The sequence below is a fragment of the Prauserella rugosa genome, from assembly GCF_000719975.1.
In the GTDB taxonomy this organism is placed as follows: Bacteria; Actinomycetota; Actinomycetes; order Mycobacteriales; family Pseudonocardiaceae; genus Prauserella; species Prauserella rugosa.
Genome location: NZ_JOIJ01000011.1, coordinates 25,966 through 44,230, shown reverse-complemented (window position 1 = coordinate 44,230; position 18,265 = coordinate 25,966). Strand labels below are relative to the sequence as shown.

The 18,265-nt window shown below is 64.8% G+C and carries 11 protein-coding genes; 7 read left to right on the top strand and 4 right to left on the bottom strand.

Features of this window, described 5'->3' with window-relative positions:
• Nucleotides 1-5: 5 nt before the first annotated feature.
• From IF64_RS0116285 to IF64_RS0116270, 4 genes are all read left to right on the top strand, one after another.
• Nucleotides 6-1,988, top strand: a complete 1,983-nt coding sequence (locus IF64_RS0116285) for a type I restriction-modification system subunit M (protein WP_030532979.1) — start codon at nucleotides 6-8, stop codon at nucleotides 1,986-1,988.
• Complete coding sequence (locus IF64_RS0116280) at nucleotides 1,985-3,256, top strand: restriction endonuclease subunit S (RefSeq protein ID WP_030532978.1); 1,272 nt, start codon at nucleotides 1,985-1,987, stop codon at nucleotides 3,254-3,256. Before IF64_RS0116285 ends, IF64_RS0116280 begins: the two co-directional genes overlap by 4 nt.
• A 3-nt stretch (nucleotides 3,257-3,259) precedes the next feature.
• A complete protein-coding gene (locus tag IF64_RS0116275) occupies nucleotides 3,260-6,460 on the top strand; it encodes a type I restriction endonuclease subunit R (RefSeq protein ID WP_030532977.1) in 3,201 nt (1,066 codons plus the stop codon).
• Nucleotides 6,461-6,585: 125 nt separating this feature from the next.
• Entirely contained in the window at nucleotides 6,586-8,160 is a 1,575-nt protein-coding gene (locus IF64_RS0116270; RefSeq protein ID WP_030532976.1) for a serine/threonine-protein kinase, read from the top strand.
• A gap of 45 nt (nucleotides 8,161-8,205) precedes the next feature.
• Here the strand turns inward: IF64_RS0116270 and IF64_RS0116265 are convergent, their stop codons facing one another.
• Nucleotides 8,206-9,804 (bottom strand): restriction system modified-DNA reader domain-containing protein, encoded by a 1,599-nt coding sequence (locus tag IF64_RS0116265; protein ID WP_030532975.1) that lies wholly within the window; start codon nucleotides 9,802-9,804, stop codon nucleotides 8,206-8,208.
• A 246-nt stretch (nucleotides 9,805-10,050) separates the two neighbouring features.
• Nucleotides 10,051-11,952, bottom strand: coding sequence for an N-6 DNA methylase (locus IF64_RS0116260; RefSeq protein WP_030532974.1), 1,902 nt, complete (start codon nucleotides 11,950-11,952; stop codon nucleotides 10,051-10,053).
• Between the two features lie 138 nt (nucleotides 11,953-12,090).
• On the opposite strand from IF64_RS0116260, the gene shbA reads away from it, so the two are divergent.
• The 3 genes from shbA to IF64_RS0116240 all read left to right on the top strand — a co-directional run bounded on the left by shbA (nucleotide 12,091) and on the right by IF64_RS0116240 (nucleotide 14,360).
• Nucleotides 12,091-12,663: an RNA polymerase sigma factor ShbA gene (gene shbA / locus IF64_RS0116255; protein ID WP_030532973.1), complete on the top strand. Its 573-nt coding sequence runs from the start codon at nucleotides 12,091-12,093 to the stop codon at nucleotides 12,661-12,663.
• Nucleotides 12,664-12,725: 62 nt separating this feature from the next.
• Entirely contained in the window at nucleotides 12,726-13,577 is an 852-nt protein-coding gene (locus IF64_RS26140) for a hypothetical protein (protein ID WP_051757914.1), read from the top strand.
• Between the two features lie 165 nt (nucleotides 13,578-13,742).
• Nucleotides 13,743-14,360: an MmpS family transport accessory protein gene (locus IF64_RS0116240; protein WP_036876881.1), complete on the top strand. Its 618-nt coding sequence runs from the start codon at nucleotides 13,743-13,745 to the stop codon at nucleotides 14,358-14,360.
• Between the two features lie 161 nt (nucleotides 14,361-14,521).
• On the opposite strand, the gene IF64_RS0116235 is transcribed toward IF64_RS0116240, so the two are convergent.
• Both IF64_RS0116235 and IF64_RS0116230 read right to left on the bottom strand, forming a co-directional pair.
• Nucleotides 14,522-16,771 (bottom strand): DEAD/DEAH box helicase, encoded by a 2,250-nt coding sequence (locus IF64_RS0116235; RefSeq protein WP_030532970.1) that lies wholly within the window; start codon nucleotides 16,769-16,771, stop codon nucleotides 14,522-14,524.
• Nucleotides 16,772-16,922: 151 nt separating this feature from the next.
• Nucleotides 16,923-18,095, bottom strand: coding sequence for an AAA family ATPase (locus tag IF64_RS0116230; RefSeq protein ID WP_030532969.1), 1,173 nt, complete (start codon nucleotides 18,093-18,095; stop codon nucleotides 16,923-16,925).
• Nucleotides 18,096-18,265: the final 170 nt, after the last annotated feature.

Genomic DNA, 18,265 nt, shown 5'->3' with positions numbered 1-18,265 from the left:
CGTCGTTGAACACCAACAAGCACACTGAGCTGGCGAATCACGCGTGGTCCGTCGCGGACCTGCTGCGCGGTGACTACAAGCAGTCCGATTACGGCAAGGTGATCCTGCCGTTCACGGTGTTGCGCCGGCTCGAGTGTGTGCTGGAGCCGACGCGGGAGAAGGTCGCAGAGACGGTCGACAAGTACCGCGACCGCGACATCGACATCGACCGGTTCCTCCGCAAAGCGTCCGGACACCGCTTCTACAACACGACGCAGCTCCGGCTGAAGTCGATCACGGCGGACTCCTCGCACGTCGCGCGTAACCTCACGGAGTACATCGGCGGGTTCTCCCCGAACGCCTACGAGGTGCTGGAGCGTTACGACTTCGCGCAGCAGATCAAGAAGCTCGACGGCGCCAACCTGCTGTACCAGGTGACCAGCACGTTCGCCGATCTGGATCTGCGGCCCGAGGTGGTCGACAACCACCAGATGGGCTACATCTTCGAGGAGCTGATCCGGCGGTTCGCCGAGCAGTCGAACGAGACGGCGGGTGAGCACTTCACCCCGCGCGAGGTCATTGAGCTGATGGTGAACCTGCTCATCGCGCCGGACGACGATGCGCTGAGCAAGCCGGGCGTGGTGCGCAAGGTGCTGGACCCGGCGTGTGGCACGGGTGGCATGTTGAGTTCGGCGTACGAGCACATCACGCGAATGAACCCGGGCGCGACGGTCGACGTGTACGGGCAGGAGCTCAACCCCGAGTCGTGGGCGATCTGCCGGTCCGACCTGATGATCAAGGACCAGGACCCGGACAACATCAAGTTCGGCAACTCGTTCAGTGATGACGGCCACCGGAACGCGACGTTCGACTACCTGCTGGCGAATCCGCCGTTCGGCGTCGAGTGGAAGAAGGTCAAGGAGGACGTCGAGGACGATCTGGAGCGGTTGGGCGAGAACAGCCGGTTCTGGCCTGCGCTGCCGCGGATCAACGACGGGTCGCTGCTGTTCCTGCAGCACATGTTGTCGAAGATGAAGCCCGCTGAGCAGGGTGGCGGCCGCGTGGCGATCGTCTTCAACGGTTCGCCGCTGTTCACCGGGGCCGCCGGGTCGGGGGAATCGCAGATCCGCCAGCACATCCTGGAGAACGACTGGCTCGAAGGCATCGTGGCGTTGCCGGACCAGCTGTTCTACAACACCGGCATCTCGACGTACTTCTGGATTCTGACCAACCGCAAGAGCCCGGATTACCGGGGCAAGGTGGTGCTGCTGGACGCGCGGGAGCAGTGGCAGAAGATGCGCAAGTCCCTCGGGGACAAGCGCAAGTACATCGACAAGGACCAGATCGCCGACATCACACGGCTCTACGCCGAGGCGCTGCACGCGGCGAAGGACGAAAGCCACCCGCAGCACGCCAAGGTGAAGGTCTTCAACAACGAGGACTTCGGTTACCGCCGCATCACCGTGGAGCGGCCGTTGAAGCTGAAGTTCGAGATCAGCGAAGACACCCTGGCCGCGTTGGGCGAGGCGAAGCCGGTGCAGAAGCTTGACGCTCCGGAGGAGTTCGTCGCCGCGCTGCGCCCGTTGCTGGGCACGACGTGGTGGGCGAAGGACGAGGCTGTCACGGCGATGCGGGAGGCTGTCAAGAATACGGGCTTGAGCTGGCCGACCGGCGCGCCGTTCGCCAAGGCCCTGCGCGACGCTGTCGGGGTGCGCGACCCGGAGGGCGAGGTCCAGACCGTCAAGGGCAAGCCCGAACCCGACGCCGAGCTGCGCGACTTCGAGAACGTCCCGCTCGACGAGGACGTCGAGGAGTACCTGAAGCGCGAGGTTCTGCCCCACGTCCCCGACGCGTGGATCGACCACACCAAGACGAAGATCGGCTACGAGATCCCGGTGACACGCCACTTCTACGCTTACGAACCCCCGAGGCCACTGTCGGAGATCGACGCCGAGCTGAAGGCCCTCGAGGCGGAGATCCAGAACCTGCTTGGTGAGGTGACGGAATGACGAGCACCGTTCGGCTCCGACACATCGCACAGGTGAATCCTTCGACGCCTGCTTTCGACCGTCTCTCTGACGACGACGTGCTGACGTTTATCCCAATGGAGTCCGTGTGGCCGGGCGATCGCCTCGACTTGTCGGCTCGTCGCACGAAGGCGTCGGTGGCAACTGGCTTCACTCGCTTCCAGGACGGAGACGTCCTCGTTCCCAAGATCACGCCAACGTTCGAGGCCGCTCGGTCGGTCCTGATCAGTGGGCTACTGGGTGGTGTCGGCGCGGGAACCACGGAGCTGCATGTCGTCCGTCCGGGACCTACGACAGAACCGCGCTTTCTGCTGTACCTCGTACACACTTACGGCTTCCTGAAGCTAGGCAAGGCCGCGATGTACGGTGTGGCAGGTCAGCAGAGAGTTCCGGACGACTTCCTGCGTGATCTCGCTGTGCGTCTTCCTTCGCTGGAGGAGCAGCGCCGCATCGCCGACTTCCTCGACGCCGAGACCGCCCGCATCGACAAGCTCCGGAACGCATCGCAGCAGCAGATTGAGTTGCTCGACGAGAGTTTGATTTCGGAGTTTAGAGTACTGACCACTGGCACGGATAAGGAAGTAAGAACGACCGGTGTTCCATGGATGCCCCGCATGCGGAACGAATGGCGATTGTTAAAGGTCGGCCGGGAGTTTGTCACTGGCAGTGGTACGACGCCGCGTTCGTCGGAGCAGCGGTACTTCGGTGGCGATTACTACTGGGTAAATACAGGCGATCTTCGCGATGAGTTCGCGGTCAAGCCGGAAAAGACTTTGACGGAGGAGGCGCTGAACGATTACTCGGCGTTGAAGCTGCATCCTCCGGGGAGTCTCGTCGTCGCCATGTATGGGGCTACGACTGGGCGCGTAGGTATTTTGGGCGTTGATTCATGTGTGAATCAGGCGTGTTGTGTTCTTAACGAAGTAGGTGCAGGATCCCTTTCTTCTGCTTATGTGTTCTATTGGTTCCGTGCGCATAGAAGTAAGATCCTGGAACTCGCCTCGGGTGGGGGGCAGCCGAATATCAGCCAGGATCTTGTTCGTTCGCTTCGGGTTCCTGCCCCGACGCGAACAGAGCAGGACGTTCTTGTGGACAAGGCAACGCGAGTTGAGAGTTCTATCCGTGATCGCCAGGAAAAGATTGGCGAGCGTGTCGACCTCCTGAAGGAACGCCGCCAAGCTCTGATCACAGCTGCTGTGACTGGGGAGTTCGATGTGTCCGCTGCGAGTGGGAGAGGGATCGAGGAGTAGCCGATGCCGATTCATCATGAGGCCGTGTTCGGCACGGCGATCGTCGACGCAATGTTGGAGCATGGCTGGGAGCTGGGCAACGCCACCGACTACGACCCTGCGCTCGGCCTGGACACCGGGCAGATGTTCACGTTCATCGGGGCCACCCAGCAGGCCGAATGGGACGAGCTTCTCACCTTCTACGGCGGCGACGCCAACGCGGCCCAGCGGGGATTCGCGCAGCGCGTCGCCAAGGCCATCGACACCGACGGTGTCCTCGACGTGCTCCGCAAAGGAGTCAAGGACCGCGGCGTGCGCATCCGCCTCGCGTACTTCAAGCCGTCGCTCGTCACCTCCGACTCCGCCCTCGACGACTACCGCGCCAATCGGCTCACGGTTGTCCGCGAACTTGCCTACGCCACCAAACAGGCTGACCGGGACAACCGACTCGACCTGGCACTGTTCGTCAACGGCATCCCCGTCGCCACCGCCGAACTGAAGAACCCGCTCACCGGCCAGGGCGTCGAGCACGCGAAGAATCAGTACCGGTATGAACGCGACCACAGCGAACTCATCTTCGCCAAACGGTCCGTCGCGAACTTCGCCGTCGACCCCGACCTCGTGTTCGTCGCCACCGAACTGCGCGGCGAACGCACCCGCTTCCTGCCCTTCAACACCGGCTCCAACGGCCCCGGCAATCCCGGCGGTGCCGGAAACCCGCCCTCACCCGCAGCAACCAAGTACCGTACGTCCTACCTGTGGGAACAGGTATGGCAACGCGACAACTGGCTCGACATCCTCGAACGGTTCGTCCATGAGCACCGCGACAAGGGCCTCAACGGGCGGCCCAAGAAGTCGCTGATCTTCCCGCGCTATCACCAGTGGGACGCCGTCAAAAAGATCACCGCCCACGCCGCTCGCCACGGCAGCGGCAACGACTACCTCGTCATGGCCTCGGCCGGCTCCGGCAAATCCAACACCATCGCCTGGCTCGCCTACCGGCTCTCGTCGCTCCACACGCCCACCAACCCAGCCGAACTCGACCCCGAAGCACGCGAGAAGGGCCTCATGCCGGGCACCCCGGTGTTCGACAAGGTCCTCATCATCACCGACCGCCGCAACCTCGACTCCCAGCTGAGTGCCACCGTCGGTAGCTTCGAACAGACCGCGGGCACCGTCGTAGCGATTGACGAGAAGCAGGGTTCGAAATCCGAACAGCTCGCGAAACGCCTGTCCAGCGAACAGGGCAAGATCATCACCGTCACGCTGCAGACGTTCCCGGCGCTGCTGGACTACCTGCGGAGGAACCCCACCGAGATCAAAGGCGCCAAGTTCGCGATCATCGTGGACGAGGCGCACTCGTCGCAGTCCGGCGATGCGGCGGGTGATGTGCGCAAGGCCCTCCGCGGCCTGGCCCTCGACGCAGACGACGACTCCGGTGACGCCGGTGCCGTCGAAGCCACCGGGGATAGCGATGACGTCGAAGCCAAGCTGAAACAGCGCGTCGCCGAACGTGCGAAGAACCCCAACCTCTCGTACTTCGCCTTCACAGCCACCCCGAAGGCCAAAACTCTCGAGTACTTCGGGGTTCTCGACGAGCGCGACGGCAAGCCCGCGTTCGTGCCATTCCACACCTACTCGATGCGCCAAGCGATCGAAGAGGGCTTCATCCTTGACCCGCTGCGGAACTACGTCACCTACGACACGTACTGGAAGCTGGTCAGCGAGAACCCGGACGACCGCGAAGTGGATCCGGCCAAGGCGAATCAGGAACTGGCCCGGACCGCGGTCATGCACCCCTCCACCGTGTCGCAGCATGCGCGGGTGATTGTCGAACACTTCCGTGCTCACACGGCAGGGCGGCTCGGCGGGCGCGCCAAGGCGATGGTCGTTACGGGTTCCCGACAGAGTGCGGTGCAGATGTCGCGAGCCATCAAGAAGTACCTCGCCGACCTGCGTGAGCAAGGCAAGCTTCGGGACGAGATTGGCGTGCTCGTCGCCTTCTCCGGCTCCCTGACCTACGAGGGCGAAGAAGTCACCGAATCACAGGAGAACGGCGGACTGCCCGAGGGTGCGCTCCCGAAGGCGTTCGCCTACACCCGCGCCGACGACGTCACCACGCGAAACGGTGGGGCAGGCCAGGCTGAATACCGCATCCTCGTTGTCGCAGAGAAATACCAAACCGGATTTGACCAGCCGCTGCTAACAACGATGTACGTCAACAAGAAACTCGGCGGCATCTCGGCAGTGCAGACGCTGTCGCGGCTCAACCGCACTGCCGACCGCAAGACGCAGGCCGATCTGGCGGTACTCGACTTCGTCAACGATGCCGACGCCATCCAAGATGCGTTCCGGCCGTACTTCGAGGACGCCGCGACGCTGCCGTCCGACCCCAACCTGCTCTACAACGCACAGAGCCGTGTGTTGTCGGCGCAGATCCTCGTCGACGCGGAGATGACCGAGTTCGCTCGAGCGTTCCTGGCGGCTGAACAGGTTGCGGGCGGCAACGAGGCCAAGTGGGCCAAGCTGCACGCCGAGCTGTATCGGCACATCGAACCGGCCGTTGCCCGATACGAGACCCTGCTGGCCGACGAGCACCTGTCGGAGGTCGCCGAGCAGTTCCGGTCGGACCTCGGCGATTTCATCCGGAAGTACGGGTTCCTGTCGCAGATCGTGCCGTACAAGGACGGCGAGCTGGAACGGCTGTACCTGTTCGGGCGGCACATGCTCAACCGGCTGCCCGTCGGCAAGGACGGCGGCGTCGACATCGGTGAGGTCGACCTCAGCCACCTGCGGGTGGAGAAGACCGGCGAACACGACCTCGGCCTCACCCCGGAGGGCACGGCGGAACTGCCCGGCTTCGGCGACGGCACCGGCGCCGGTAAGGACCAGGACAGGTCGCTGCTGTCGGAACTCATCGAACGGTTCAACGACCGGCACGGGACCGAGTTCACCGAGGAAGACGTGGCGCGGCCGTTCAACGAAGCCGTTGCGGACGAGAAGGTCCGGCTGGCCGCGGTCAACAACACTGAGGAGAACTTCGGCGCCGTCTTCGACGACGTTTTCGAGGACAAGATGGCCGACCACATCGACACCATCACCGGCCTCGGAGACCAGTACTTCAGCAGCCGCGACCGAACCTTCAAGGAGTCGCTGAACCGCAGTGCCCGCAGCGCGGCGTGGCGCCTGATCCGCAAGCAGGAAGGCGTCAACGACGTGGCATAACAGCACGCTCTCGGCTCGCGTCGGACCGGTAGACCTGCGGCGGCCCGGGAGGGATCATGACCCGGCGAGCACCGCGGGCTCAGTTAGTCGGCAGAGCAGTTGGGCGGTAAAGAGGGAGAGGCCACGTGGGGGATACGGTCGCCGATCGCTACGAGTTGCGCGACGAGATCGGTTCCGGCGGCATGGGAACGGTCTGGCGAGCGTTCGACGTCGTGCTCGACCGTGAGGTGGCGGTCAAGCGGATCAACCCGCGCGCAATCGGCGGCGGTGACGCGGTCGCGGAGCTCGTGCAACGGTTCCAGCGCGAAGCGCGCGTCACCGCCCGAATCCTCCACCACGGTGTCCCGCAGGTCTACGACGCCGGACTCGACACCGGGGTTGCGGAGCTGTACCTGGTGATGGAACTGGTGCACGGCGTGCCGCTGCGTGCGTTCATCGACCGGCGCGAACCACTGCCCGCCGCGTGGGCTGCCGCGTTCGGCGCGCAGATTGCGACGGTGCTGTCCCACGCGCACGCTGTTCCCGTCGTGCACCGGGACCTCAAGCCCGACAACGTGCTGGTGACCGACGGCGGTGCCGTGAAGGTGCTCGACTTCGGCATCGCGGCGGTGCTGCGGCCCGACGCGGCCCGGCTCACAGCGACGGGTACGCCCATGGGTACAAGCCTGTACATGTCGCCGGAGCAGATCCATGGCAGGCAGGTCACCCCGCACAGCGATCTCTATGCTCTTGGCTGCGTGCTGTACGAGCTGCTATCGGGATATCCCGTGTTCGGCGGCGACACCGACATCGATCGGTGGAACAGGCACCTCGACGAGACCCCGGTGCCGCTCGTGGACCTCGGTGTCGACGTGCCCGCCGAACTCGACCGGCTCGTGCTGGATCTCCTCGCGAAGGCGCCGACCGGCCGTCCCGCTGACGCCGCGGAGGTCTATGAGCGGTTGCTGCCGCTGCTGCCCACGCTCGGTGCGGCGCCGGATGCTGCTGGTGCCGCACAGGACGGAATGCCGGACCCCACGTTGGTGTTCCGGCGCCCCAACGCCCCGGGGACAAGGTCTGAGTCGAGGCCTGTGCTGGAGCCCGCCACCGCGGAGGAGTCCGCCGCGTCGGCGTCCCGCGTGCCACGCACGGCGATGCGCGAGTCCATGGACGACGCGGTCGAGCGTGCGGACGCCCTGCTGGGCGAGTACCGGTTCATGCAGGCCGCCGAGGTGCTCGACGCGGTGATCCAGCCGGCCGGCAACGTCCTTGGCGCCGAGAACCCGCACGTGCTTCAGCTCCGGCTGCGGCGAGCGGCGATCCTCGTCATTGCCGGCGAGTACCGGCTCGCGCGCCCCGAGTTCGACGCACTCGCGGACGCGTTCGCCCGAACTCAGGGGCCGAACAGCGACGACGCCGTCGAATCTCTCCGGCAGGCCGCGTACTGCCGCGCCGAACTCGGCGACGTCGACGAGGCGCTCGCCCAGTTCCACGACGTGCTGGCCAGGCTCAGGAGCGAACGCGGCGACGGTACCGAGACGGCATTCGAGGTGCGCCGCAACATTGGCGAACTGCAAGCGGCGCGCAACGACCTCGACGACGCCGAACAGACGCTGCGCACGTTGTACGAGGACCTTGCTCTCGTCAACGGCGTAGACGACGAGGAGACCCTCTACGTTGGCAAACTCCTGGAACGTCTCCGCGAAGCCCAGCCCGGATGAGCAGACCGCGGTGACGCACTCGCTCCGCCGGTTGGATGCCGCTTGTCATGGGATGGTCAGTTGGCGTGCCGTGTCGAGCTTGCCCGAAGCGAGAGCTTGAGCGCGAACGTCGGCGAGCGTGGTCGAAGCGTCATCGGCCAGCTTCCAGAATGTCCATCCGTTGCATGACTGCCGGTTGACCGCGTACATGGCTGCCCGCGAAGGACTGGGGAAAAGTTCGCCGGTGCTGACCTCGACCTTTCCATCATTGTGGACGACGGCGTGGTGGGTCGTACCCTTGTGTCGGCCGATGATCTTGTGATCTGAGCGCAGAAACCCAGCGGTGATGAGGTCGCCGAGCGAAACATCATAGTTCGCGCGAGTCCGTCGCGCTTGCCTACGCTGCCGACTCATCGACTTGGGGATCGAAAAGCCGAGTTTCTCGGGGTCCCAGACGATCTCACACAGGCGGATGTAGAGTTGCTGACGCTCTTTTATGGAGCTCGCAGTGAACTCGTCGTAGTGCCCCATCAACTTCTCGAGCTGATGGCGTTTGCGGAACTTGTTGTAACTCGGAAACCTTTTATAGCTGTCCTTGTTTAAGGACTTTGCCAACATGTTCTGGCGGAAGTAGTGGGGGAGCTTCTCCGGGTACGTGTCGGCGTTGAAGCTGGCATTATCAGACTTCGGGAGGAGGATCAGGCCACCAAGCCGGTTCCGGATGGAACGAAATTCGCTCTCTGTTTTGACCTCCGACTGGTGGCGTTCGAACTTATTGGCCCAGATGTGCTCGATCTCGAACGGTTTCTCCCCAGCGACGTATCGCAGGAACTCCTCGAGTTCAGTTCTCTGCTGCTCACAGTCGGTCTCAACGAAGGCTGTGATCCTGGCGAGCAAGTACCGTACTTGACTCCGGTTGTCGGTCTGGAGTCCGAAGTTCGTCATCCCCTGGAACTCGTCAGGTATCTCCGCGAGGCGTCGTGACAGCACGTCAGCCAGCGAGTCCGAGGTATCAACGGACCTGAGCTCTTGGGTCAGTTCGTACACGTAGTCGTCGAGTTCGCCCGGCCGGCTGATCGTCCCGTTGACGAGTTGGCGGATATAGATGAGATCGAGGAAGGACGAGATCAGTTGCGTCTTCCTCCGGAACTCGCCCTCCTGGTCATTCGGGTTTGTAGCGGCGAGGATGAGCATGTACTGCTGGTCGAGGTTGTTCGTTGCGTTGTAACGAACATGCGCGAACTCCGGATCCGAACGGGTCGCGGCGGCTCGGAGCGTGCGATATCGACCGGCGAGCTGGGTTACGGTTACGGTCAGGAAACGCCGGTAGTCGTCCGAGGTGCGTAGCCCCATCTGGTCCGGGTTGGTGCGGACCCACTCATGGCTGGCTTGCAAGACTCTGGTCCGATCCTCGGGTTCGTCGACCTTCGCGTATTTCGCCAGTAAGAGCGTCTCGATGAAGTCAGCGGGTGCCCGGGGGTCGAGGGCCGAGAGTTCGGTCAGCATCTCTCGCCACCTGGTATTCAGGTCTGTTCTGTCCCGAGCGGCCTTCTCGATCAGGTGGCCCTTGAGTAGATCGATCGGAGAGAGTCTCGCTCCGCGGTCGTTCATCGTGACGAAGATTTCCCACCCATGCTCGTTGCTGTGGGCCTTGATGCCCACCATGCATACGCGAGTCAGGAGCCAGTCGGTGAAGTGAAGTAGCGCCTCGCCTGTCAGCTCGTCAGGAAAGTCATCGACCAGGTCCAGAGCACGTTCATACAGATTGCGGACCGACGGGCTGGGCGAGTCGGTTAGTTCCCGGGGATCAACTGGGAGATCCTGCGGAGCCGTGTTGACGAGTGACTCGAGGACTGGCGTGCGCTCGGGAGCGTGGACGGTGAAGGTCTTCTTATCGGACGAACCGAGCGCTTACTCCGCCGGTTCGATGGTGCCGTCGGCGAGGGCTGTGGTGAGGCGGGTCGCGATGTGACGGCCCGTGTCACCTGCCCGGCGTAGGCGGGTTTCGAAGAGGGCCAGTCTGCGGAACGCCTCGCCCAGTTCGCGTTGTCGTGCGAGCGGTAGGACCGGCACCTCGGCACGGCGGATGTCCAGGCGGTGCACGCCCGACGCCGTGGTGCTCAGCGCGCGGGCTCGGCTGTTGGCGCGCAACTGTCCCGCGAGGAAGTGCACATCCAGTTTGTCGCCGTCCACGCGCAGCAGCGACAGGTTCGGACCCAACACCAGATCGTCGACCTCGACCACCATCGTCGTCGGCGTCCCGTCGCCGGCCGCCACCAGCGGCACCACGAGGTCACCCGGCTGCAACGAGATCAGCTCGTCCGGATCCGCCCCTGCGTAGCGCAGCGCCGGTTCCCGACCTGTCGCCACGTCGCGGCCTGTCAACACCCGCGGCCCGTTGCCATCCTCTGCTGCATCCAGCGGCCCCGTCCGCTGCCGAAGCGTCAGCGCGCCGACCCGGGACAACTCGCTGATCGTCGAGTACGCACCCGCGACTGCCGTCGCCTTCCGGACCGTGGGCAGCAGGTCGTCCAGCTCCGCCAGGGTTCGCGCCAACTCGCCGCGCTCACGCTCCAGAGCCTCAAGATCGACTTCCGCAAGCGGTTGCGGAAGATGTCGCGACGGTGTGACGTCGACGTCCTCGTCCAACAGGTCGATCGGCTCGACCGTCCGATGTCGGCCCGCCGCCTCCTCGACCGTGCCCTGCGCGCAGAACTCTTCCCAGGCCGCAAGCACATCCCGGTTGATCGCCGACCAATCGACCTGTCCACGTCGGGCCGGGCGATGACGACTCGTGTCGACGAGCAGCACCGGTCCAGGGCCGTGCTCGGTCGGGTTGCGCAACACCCACAGGTGCAAGGCGATGCCTGTGGACATGAGAACGCCCGCGGGCAGCGCAATCACCGCACGCAACGCGCCACGGCGGAGGAGTGCCTGTCGGATCACTCGACCTGACCGGCGTCCTGCCGCGCTCGCCGGCAGTGCCACCACCACGGCACCGTCGGGCGAAGCGTGTGCGAGACAGTGCTGAACCCACGCGAGCTCCGGCTCTCCTTTCACCGGCAGTCCGTACTCCCACCGCGCGTCCAAACCGAGCTCTTCGTGTCCCCAGTCGCGGTATCCGAACGGTGGATCGCACACGACGGCATCACAGCGTCGCCCCGCGAACGCGTCGTCGCGCAGCGCGTCCCCGGCGACGACCTCGACGTCGCCGTCGTCTGCGAGTCGTGCGCGCGCGAGGCGGGCAGTCGCGATGTCGATCTCTTGGCCGAGGAGGGTCTTCGCGCCGGATTCCGCGGCGGCACGAAGGATGTTGCCCGCGCCGCATGCCGGGTCGAACACGGACTCCGTGTCCCCGGCCAGCTCCACCATCAGTTCCGCCAGCGGCGGGGGAGTGACGAGATGTTGTCGCTGCTGCTTGTCGAAGGTCCGCGTACACAGCGACTCGATCACTTCACCAGGCGACACGTCGCCCACCTCGGCCAGAGCCGTACGGACTGACTCCGGAAGCGTGACGTCTCTGTCGCCGGTCAGATGCGCGGCCACGTCGGCGGCCAGCTCGACGGTCGCGGTGTCACCGCGGCCCGCGTCCAGGGCCTGCCACACCACGTCGCCCGGGGACAGTCCAGCTGGTTTCCCATGGGCACGTAGCCATCGCTGCACTTCGTCGAGTCGGAACGTCGGTGTGCCCCGCGCGCCCACGACCGGTTCGGGAAAGTCTGGGTGCCGCTTGCGCCAGTTGCTCACGGCTGCCCGTCCCACGCCTGCCAGTCGCGCGATCTCCGCGGCTGTCACCAAGGTCCCGTCTGACATGTCACCTCCTGGTTATCACCCCTGTGAGCATACCAGCTTCGAAAACGACTGTTGACTGTGAACATGTCCATGTGTTGGACTGTGGATGTCAACAGCGCGTGCACGTTGGTGGCCGCACTTCACGTCAGGGGGTCGGAGATGGAATCCGGGGAAGATTTCGACGAGCTTGCGCTCGCTGCTCGCGGTGGCGATCGGGTTGCGGTGTCGGCACTGCTGCGTGCGATTCAGCCGCGCGTCGCCCGGTACTGCAGGGCGCGGGTAGGTGTTCGGCTGGGTACGTGCGTCTCCGCGGATGACGTCACGCAGGAGGTGCTGATCGCGGTCATGCAGGCTTTGCCGTCGTACCGGCCGGACAGCTCGGCCTTCATCTCGTTCGTGTTCGGTATCGCCTCGCACAAGGTCGCCGACTTCTATCGCAAGCGGCAGCGCGAACCAGTTACGCCCGTGGGGGAGATTCCGACCACTGTGGACCGTGGTCCGCAGCCGGAAACCGTGGTGCTTCAGCACGACGAGCGACAGCAGGTCGGCAAGCTTCTCGAGAGATTGACCGAGACCCAGCGGAATATCCTGGTGCTCCGCCTGCTTGTGGGGCTGTCGGCCGACGAGGTGGCGCGAGTCGTCGGTTCGACATCCAGTGCGGTTCGCGTCAACCAATACCGCGCGCTCGACAAGCTGCGACGCATTCTCTCCGAACAGCGTTGTGCCGCCTGAGAGTCAATTCCGGAATCGCGCGAGTTTTCACCAACCGTTTCAAACCATTGAAGGGGACACCCATGTCCGCGTATCCACATCCGCAGCCGCATCCGTCCGCCGTTGCGGAGCGAAGACCGCCCAAGTTCGTTGCGCTGGCCTGGGCCGGCCTGATTCTCGGCATCGTCGGCGTGGTTGGCTCGCCGGTGATCATCGTCAATAACATCACGGCGATCGCCGCGGCCGTGGGTTTCGTCCTCGGGCTGATCGGATTTTTCGGAACGAGGAAGATCGTGGCGGGAATCGGTGTGGTTCTGTGCGCCGCGGCCGTGGTGATCACGGTCCTGGTTCAGAAGAACGTGGTCGACGAGCTGGACCGGATCTCCCGGGACGTGGGAGCGTCGTTCGATGCCGCGCCGACCGACGTCGGATCGGCCCCCTCGCTGCCTGCGCCATCGCCGGTGGACGAGATCGCCCAGCCCGAGACGAACGAGCGGAACTACTTGCCGATGAACGTGGGCGACGAGGCGTGGACGGGTCCGGTCGGGGACGAAGGTGGCGGTTCCGGAACGTCGTTCACGGTTGACCGGATCGAGCTCGACCCCGGGTGTGATGCGTACGGCCTTCCGCCGGAATCCGGCCACACTCTCGTCCTTCATGTGCGCGTGGCGACCGGCGACGACCAGATGAGCGCCATGGATGCTGCGGGAGTGCTCAACCCGTACAACTTCGTGGAGATCGACTCGTCCGGAGTTTCACACCGGGCGGAGTTCGGTACCTGTACGGCGCCGGAAAAGGCACTGCCCATGAACTTCGGGGTGAATCAGAAGTACAGCGGAACGATCGAACTGGTCGTGCCGGAAGCAAGCGGAACCCTCGCGCTCGACCCCGGAACGCTGATCAACGGCCCCGCCGGATGGGAATGGACGTACTGACCGTGGTCGGCGGTGTCGCATTTCTGCCGATTCTTGCTCGTTAATTGCCAACGTCACCGATTCGGCTCGCGCCGGTAACGAGTCGGTGTCATGCGTTAACTCGACGAACACCGGTGGCGACGAACGACAGGCGTACTAATTTGCGTGAAAGGAAGTGTCACCCAAATGGCATCATCGCAGCCTTATCCTGCGGGATCTGTCGAACAGCCTGCGCGCCAGCCTCGCAACGGGCTCGGTACCGCCGGCTTCGTTCTCGGCCTGCTCGGCTTGATTTTCTCGCCGCTCCCGCTGGTCGGGATTGTGGCATGGCCCTTGGTGATCCTCGGGTTGATTCTGTCGTTGCTCGGATTCTTCCGAGCCAAACGCGGTGAGGCGACCAACAAGGGGCTGGCCCTGGCCGGCGTCGTGTGTTCGGTCATCGGTCTCGTGATCTGCATCTTGTGGGCGGCAGCCTTCGGTAAGGCCGTCAACGACGTCAATGAGGAGGCAGGCCGGGAGGTGACCGTTCGGTACGAGGTGACGGGCGACGCGCCCAACGCGTCGATCAGCTACACCACGTTCGGCGACGGAAACATGTCGACGAACGAAGAGAACGTGAGCGAGCTGCCCTGGTCGAAGGAACTCACGACAAAGGGCCTGATGAAGGGCGGCAGCCTGACCGTGATGACCGGTGCCGAGGGTGGCAGCGTGACCTGCACGGTGACGGTGGACGGTAAGGACGCCAAATCCAGCACCGCCCAGGGGGAGTTCGCTACGGCTTCCTGCGACGGATTCGGCAGCTGATCTTCGGGCCCGCAGGGTGGTAGTGGACCTACTGACGCAGGCTGGGCGGTGTCCACGTCCGGTATTCGGTGGCGAAATACGGGCTACGGTGCAGCGGTTCGACCTTGCTGCACCGTAGCCGTGCGGGTCGGTGAACCGTAGCGGCCATAACGTTCGCCCGTTCAATCGATGCCGAGCCGGTGCCGTTCGGCGGCGATGATGCGATGTTCAACCGGGACAGCCGTGTCGTCGAGTACCTGAGGACGGTGTTCGCCGGGGTCCACGGCTGCCGCATGCGCCTCCTTCGCGTCGCTCTTGCGGGCGAACTCGGAGAACAACAGGCTCTTGTGTTCTTGGATCTCACGCAAACGTTCGTCGACGCTGCCCTTGGCAAGTAGGCGGCGCACCTGGACCTTGCGTATCTGGCCCATACGGTATGCACGGGCGACGGCCTGCTCCTCAATGCTGGGCTTCCACTGCGGTTCCGCGATCACGACCACCGACGCCGCCTGTACGTTCAGTCCGACCCCGCCCGCCTCGATCTGACTCAGCAGCACCGAGTGCCCGGTACGTCGCGTGAACGTGTCGACGAGATGCTGCCGCTGGACGGGAGCAACCGATCCTGTCAGAGTCCCCACCACAGCCTCGCCGAGCCGGCGCTGAATCTTCTCCAGAACTCCGAGGAAATAGGAGAAGACGAGGACTTTGAGGTCACCTTGGCGCGCTTCCTCGACGATCTCCACCAACATGTCCATCTTGGCCGAGTCGTCAGCGTGAAAAGCGGCCTGCCGCATCGCCATCAGGTTTCGCGCAGACACGGCCCGGGCATAGGCGTCCTCATCCGCGGGAGTGAGGTGGACCCAGTCCTCGACCTCGATCTTGTCCGGTAGCTCGGTCAGTACATCTTCCTGGTTGCGCCGAAGATAGACCGGCGCAACCGCACGGCGGAAGTGTCGCGCACCGCTCAGCGCGTCCGCCGCATCAAGGCGCCGTGCGATACCAGGCTGCAGGTAGTCGATGAGGTTGCGGAACTCCTCCACCCGGTTCTCCATCGGAGTTCCGGTCAGCAGCAAGGCGCGCTGCGCCTGGGTCAGAACAGCTGCGACAGCCTGTGAACGTTGGGTCTCGGGATTCTTGATGGCGTGTGCCTCGTCGACGATGACCATGGCGATACCTTCATCGGCCACCTGGTCGAGCTTTCCCAACGTGCCGAACGTCGTCACCGCGACACCGCCCTCCCTCAACCAGAGTCGGGTGGCGGCGTCGCGCCCAGCGCCGTGCAGACTGTGGGCGTCCAGTACCGTGTGCTTCTCTATCTCGTTGATCCAGTTCATCTGGACGCTCGCCGGGCAGACCACCAGAAAGCGCGTTTGACCCTTCGCAGCCATGTGCGCGACTGCAGCAAGAGCCTGGACCGTCTTACCGAGGCCCATCTCGTCACCGAGAATCGTGTGTTCCTGATGGAGCGCATACTGTGCGCCGAAGACCTGATAGTTCCGCAGGGTGGCGGTGAGTAGTGTGGTGTCGAGCGGTACTGCCCTGATCGTCTGCCTGAGTTCGCTGGGGAGGAATCCCTGCGCGCTCTCCGACGTGTCCGGATCTTCTCCATGTCCGCCCAGCGTGGACAGGAGGGCGTTGAAGCCGGCGGCGTCGCTGGCGTAGTCCGGCCACAGCCGGTCTGCGGTATAGGCCTCGGGTACGATGGCGCGTTCGTACCAGTCCAGAGATTGGACAAGGTGTGCCGTCTCTGGTGCTCTGAGAAGTGCGTCGAGTTGAGCCAAAGCGGCGAGGGCCGGTTGCTTCTTCGCGCGCCGCTTGAACCGCATTGCCGAGCGGTCCGTGGTGGGCTGGGCCCACGCAGAGAGCCGTGACGCATGGCTCGCGAACTGGTGAACCGGTCCGTGAAGAGTGGCGCGTGCGTGATCGGCGTGGCGGATCGCCGTCAATGTCGCCAACAGCTGAGTGTGCGGGCCTGTTTGGTTCTCGACGTCGAAGCGGACCCGGACGCCGGACCGCACTTCGTCGGCCAACTGGCGAGCTGCCGCCGACACCTCCTCCGCACTGCGCCCACCGACTCCTGGCGCAGAACGGAGCTCGTAAGGGGTGGCATCGAGGACGTCGGCCACCGTGCCGTATCCGGACTCGGCCAGCGCGTTCAGGCGGGTGCCTCTGCCGACCAGGTCGCGGAGGTCGGTGACGGGTCGTGCGGCGAGCGCTTCGTACGTCTGTTGATTGGCAAGCCACGTGATCTGCCGCCGTGCACGGTCGCGAAGGCCGTCGGCAACACCGAGTATCGAAGTCGCCCGCGTGACCAACGTGCGCGCGTAGTCGAGTGCGAACTTGGCGGGCTCACCGAGCTTCCCCTTCGCCGCCCGGATCGCTGCGGCATCTGCGGTAGGTGGGTGGTTGGGGGAAAGTGCCGGGATGGTCACCGGTGCCCCCTCGGCGCACTCACGCGCCGAAGGCCTGTCGCAAGCCGTTCGGTGCCGACGTGATTCATGCCGCTATCGTCGTTCCGGCGACCGCGAACGTTTCGGTCTGCGTAGCGAACGGGTGAAAGTCGACGAGCTGAGCTGGTGCCGTCTACCTCTTCGGCCAGTGCCAGGGTGGGCGGTCGAGGATGCCTGGGGCGTCGGCGAGGACGGTTGCTCCGAGCTCCTTCTCCAGCTCCAGCAGGCTCGCGTCGTCCGTGGAGGCCTCGACGGCGCGGACCAAGTCGCGGGCGTGGGTGACCACGACGACCTGGGTGCGTTCCGCCGCCGTCGCGATGAGCGTCGCCAGGGCCGGCAGGAGACTCGGGTGCAGGCTCGTTTCCGGCTCGTTCAACACCAACAACTGCGGCGGGCGCGGGCTCAACAACGCCGCCACCCACAGCAGATACCGCAACGTTCCGTCCGACAATTCTGCCGCCGACAACGGGCGCAACAACCCGTGCTGGTGGAACTCGAGCTCGAACCGGCCGTCGTCGCCCGACCGCACCGACAGGCGCGAACCCGGGAACGCGTTGTCGATCGCCGTGTGCAACGCGTCCGCGTCGCCGATCTCCTCGATCGTCCGCAACGCCGCCGGCAGGTCGGCACCGTCATGGTCCAGCACCGGCGTCCGCGTCCCCACCCGCACTTGCCGCGCCGGCGCCTCGGCGTCCGTGCGGAAATGGTCGTAGAACCGCCACGACCGGATCTGCTCCCGCACCACCAGCACCTCCGGCGACACGCGCGGATCCGCGAACGACGTCAACATGCTGTCCGTCGGCGCGATCCGATACGCCTCCGCGCCCCACGCCCCGCTCTGCTCCCGCGTCCGCACCACCGGGCCCGCACGGTCCGCCAACAACGCCTTGTCCCGCAACACCGAGCCGCTCCACACGCACTCGCGTTTGAACTCCGGGTCGCGGTTGAACGCCGACTCCCCAGGCGTCGGCATTCCCAAATCCAGCGCGTAGCCGAAGTCGTCACCCGTGAAGCCGAGCCGCAACCCGACGGGCTTGTTGCGCGTCGTGCCCTGCGGCGGCGTCCGGCCGTCCCGCACCGCGCGGCCGACCTTCTCCGGCCCGGCCCACAGCGTCGACGGCAACCCACCCTCGCGCGCCAGCGCCGCCACCGCACCACTGCGTGACGTGTCCGCCAACAACCGCAACGCCCGGTACAGATTCGACTTGCCGCTGCCGTTCGCCCCTGTCACCACGGTCAGCCGCGACAACGGCAACACCAGGTCCCGCAACGAACGGTAGTTCTCCACAGCCAGCGTCGTCAGCACGCTGTCGACGCTAACCGCCGGCACCGACAGCCTGGGAGCTCAACCTCGCGGATCGAGTCGGCACGCCAGCCGGTGGACGGTCCGCGCGCCTGTGCCGAGCAAGGAGATCGACGTCTGAGTCCGTGGTCGCCACGACGGGAAGGCGCAACACGGCAACGGGAAGGTGCAAC

What these genes read in the sequence shown, in the direction of transcription:
- IF64_RS0116280 (WP_030532978.1), top strand. Translation starts at nt 1,985, where the DNA reads ATGACGAGCACCGTTCGGCTCCGACACATCGCACAGGTGAATCCTTCG.
- IF64_RS0116275 (WP_030532977.1), top strand. Translation starts at nt 3,260, where the DNA reads ATGCCGATTCATCATGAGGCCGTGTTCGGCACGGCGATCGTCGACGCA.
- IF64_RS0116265 (WP_030532975.1), bottom strand. Translation starts at nt 9,804, where the DNA reads ATGGTGGGCATCAAGGCCCACAGCAACGAGCATGGGTGGGAAATCTTC.
- IF64_RS0116260 (WP_030532974.1), bottom strand. Translation starts at nt 11,952, where the DNA reads ATGTCAGACGGGACCTTGGTGACAGCCGCGGAGATCGCGCGACTGGCA.
- shbA (WP_030532973.1), top strand. Translation starts at nt 12,091, where the DNA reads ATGGAATCCGGGGAAGATTTCGACGAGCTTGCGCTCGCTGCTCGCGGT.
- IF64_RS26140 (WP_051757914.1), top strand. Translation starts at nt 12,726, where the DNA reads ATGTCCGCGTATCCACATCCGCAGCCGCATCCGTCCGCCGTTGCGGAG.
- IF64_RS0116240 (WP_036876881.1), top strand. Translation starts at nt 13,743, where the DNA reads ATGGCATCATCGCAGCCTTATCCTGCGGGATCTGTCGAACAGCCTGCG.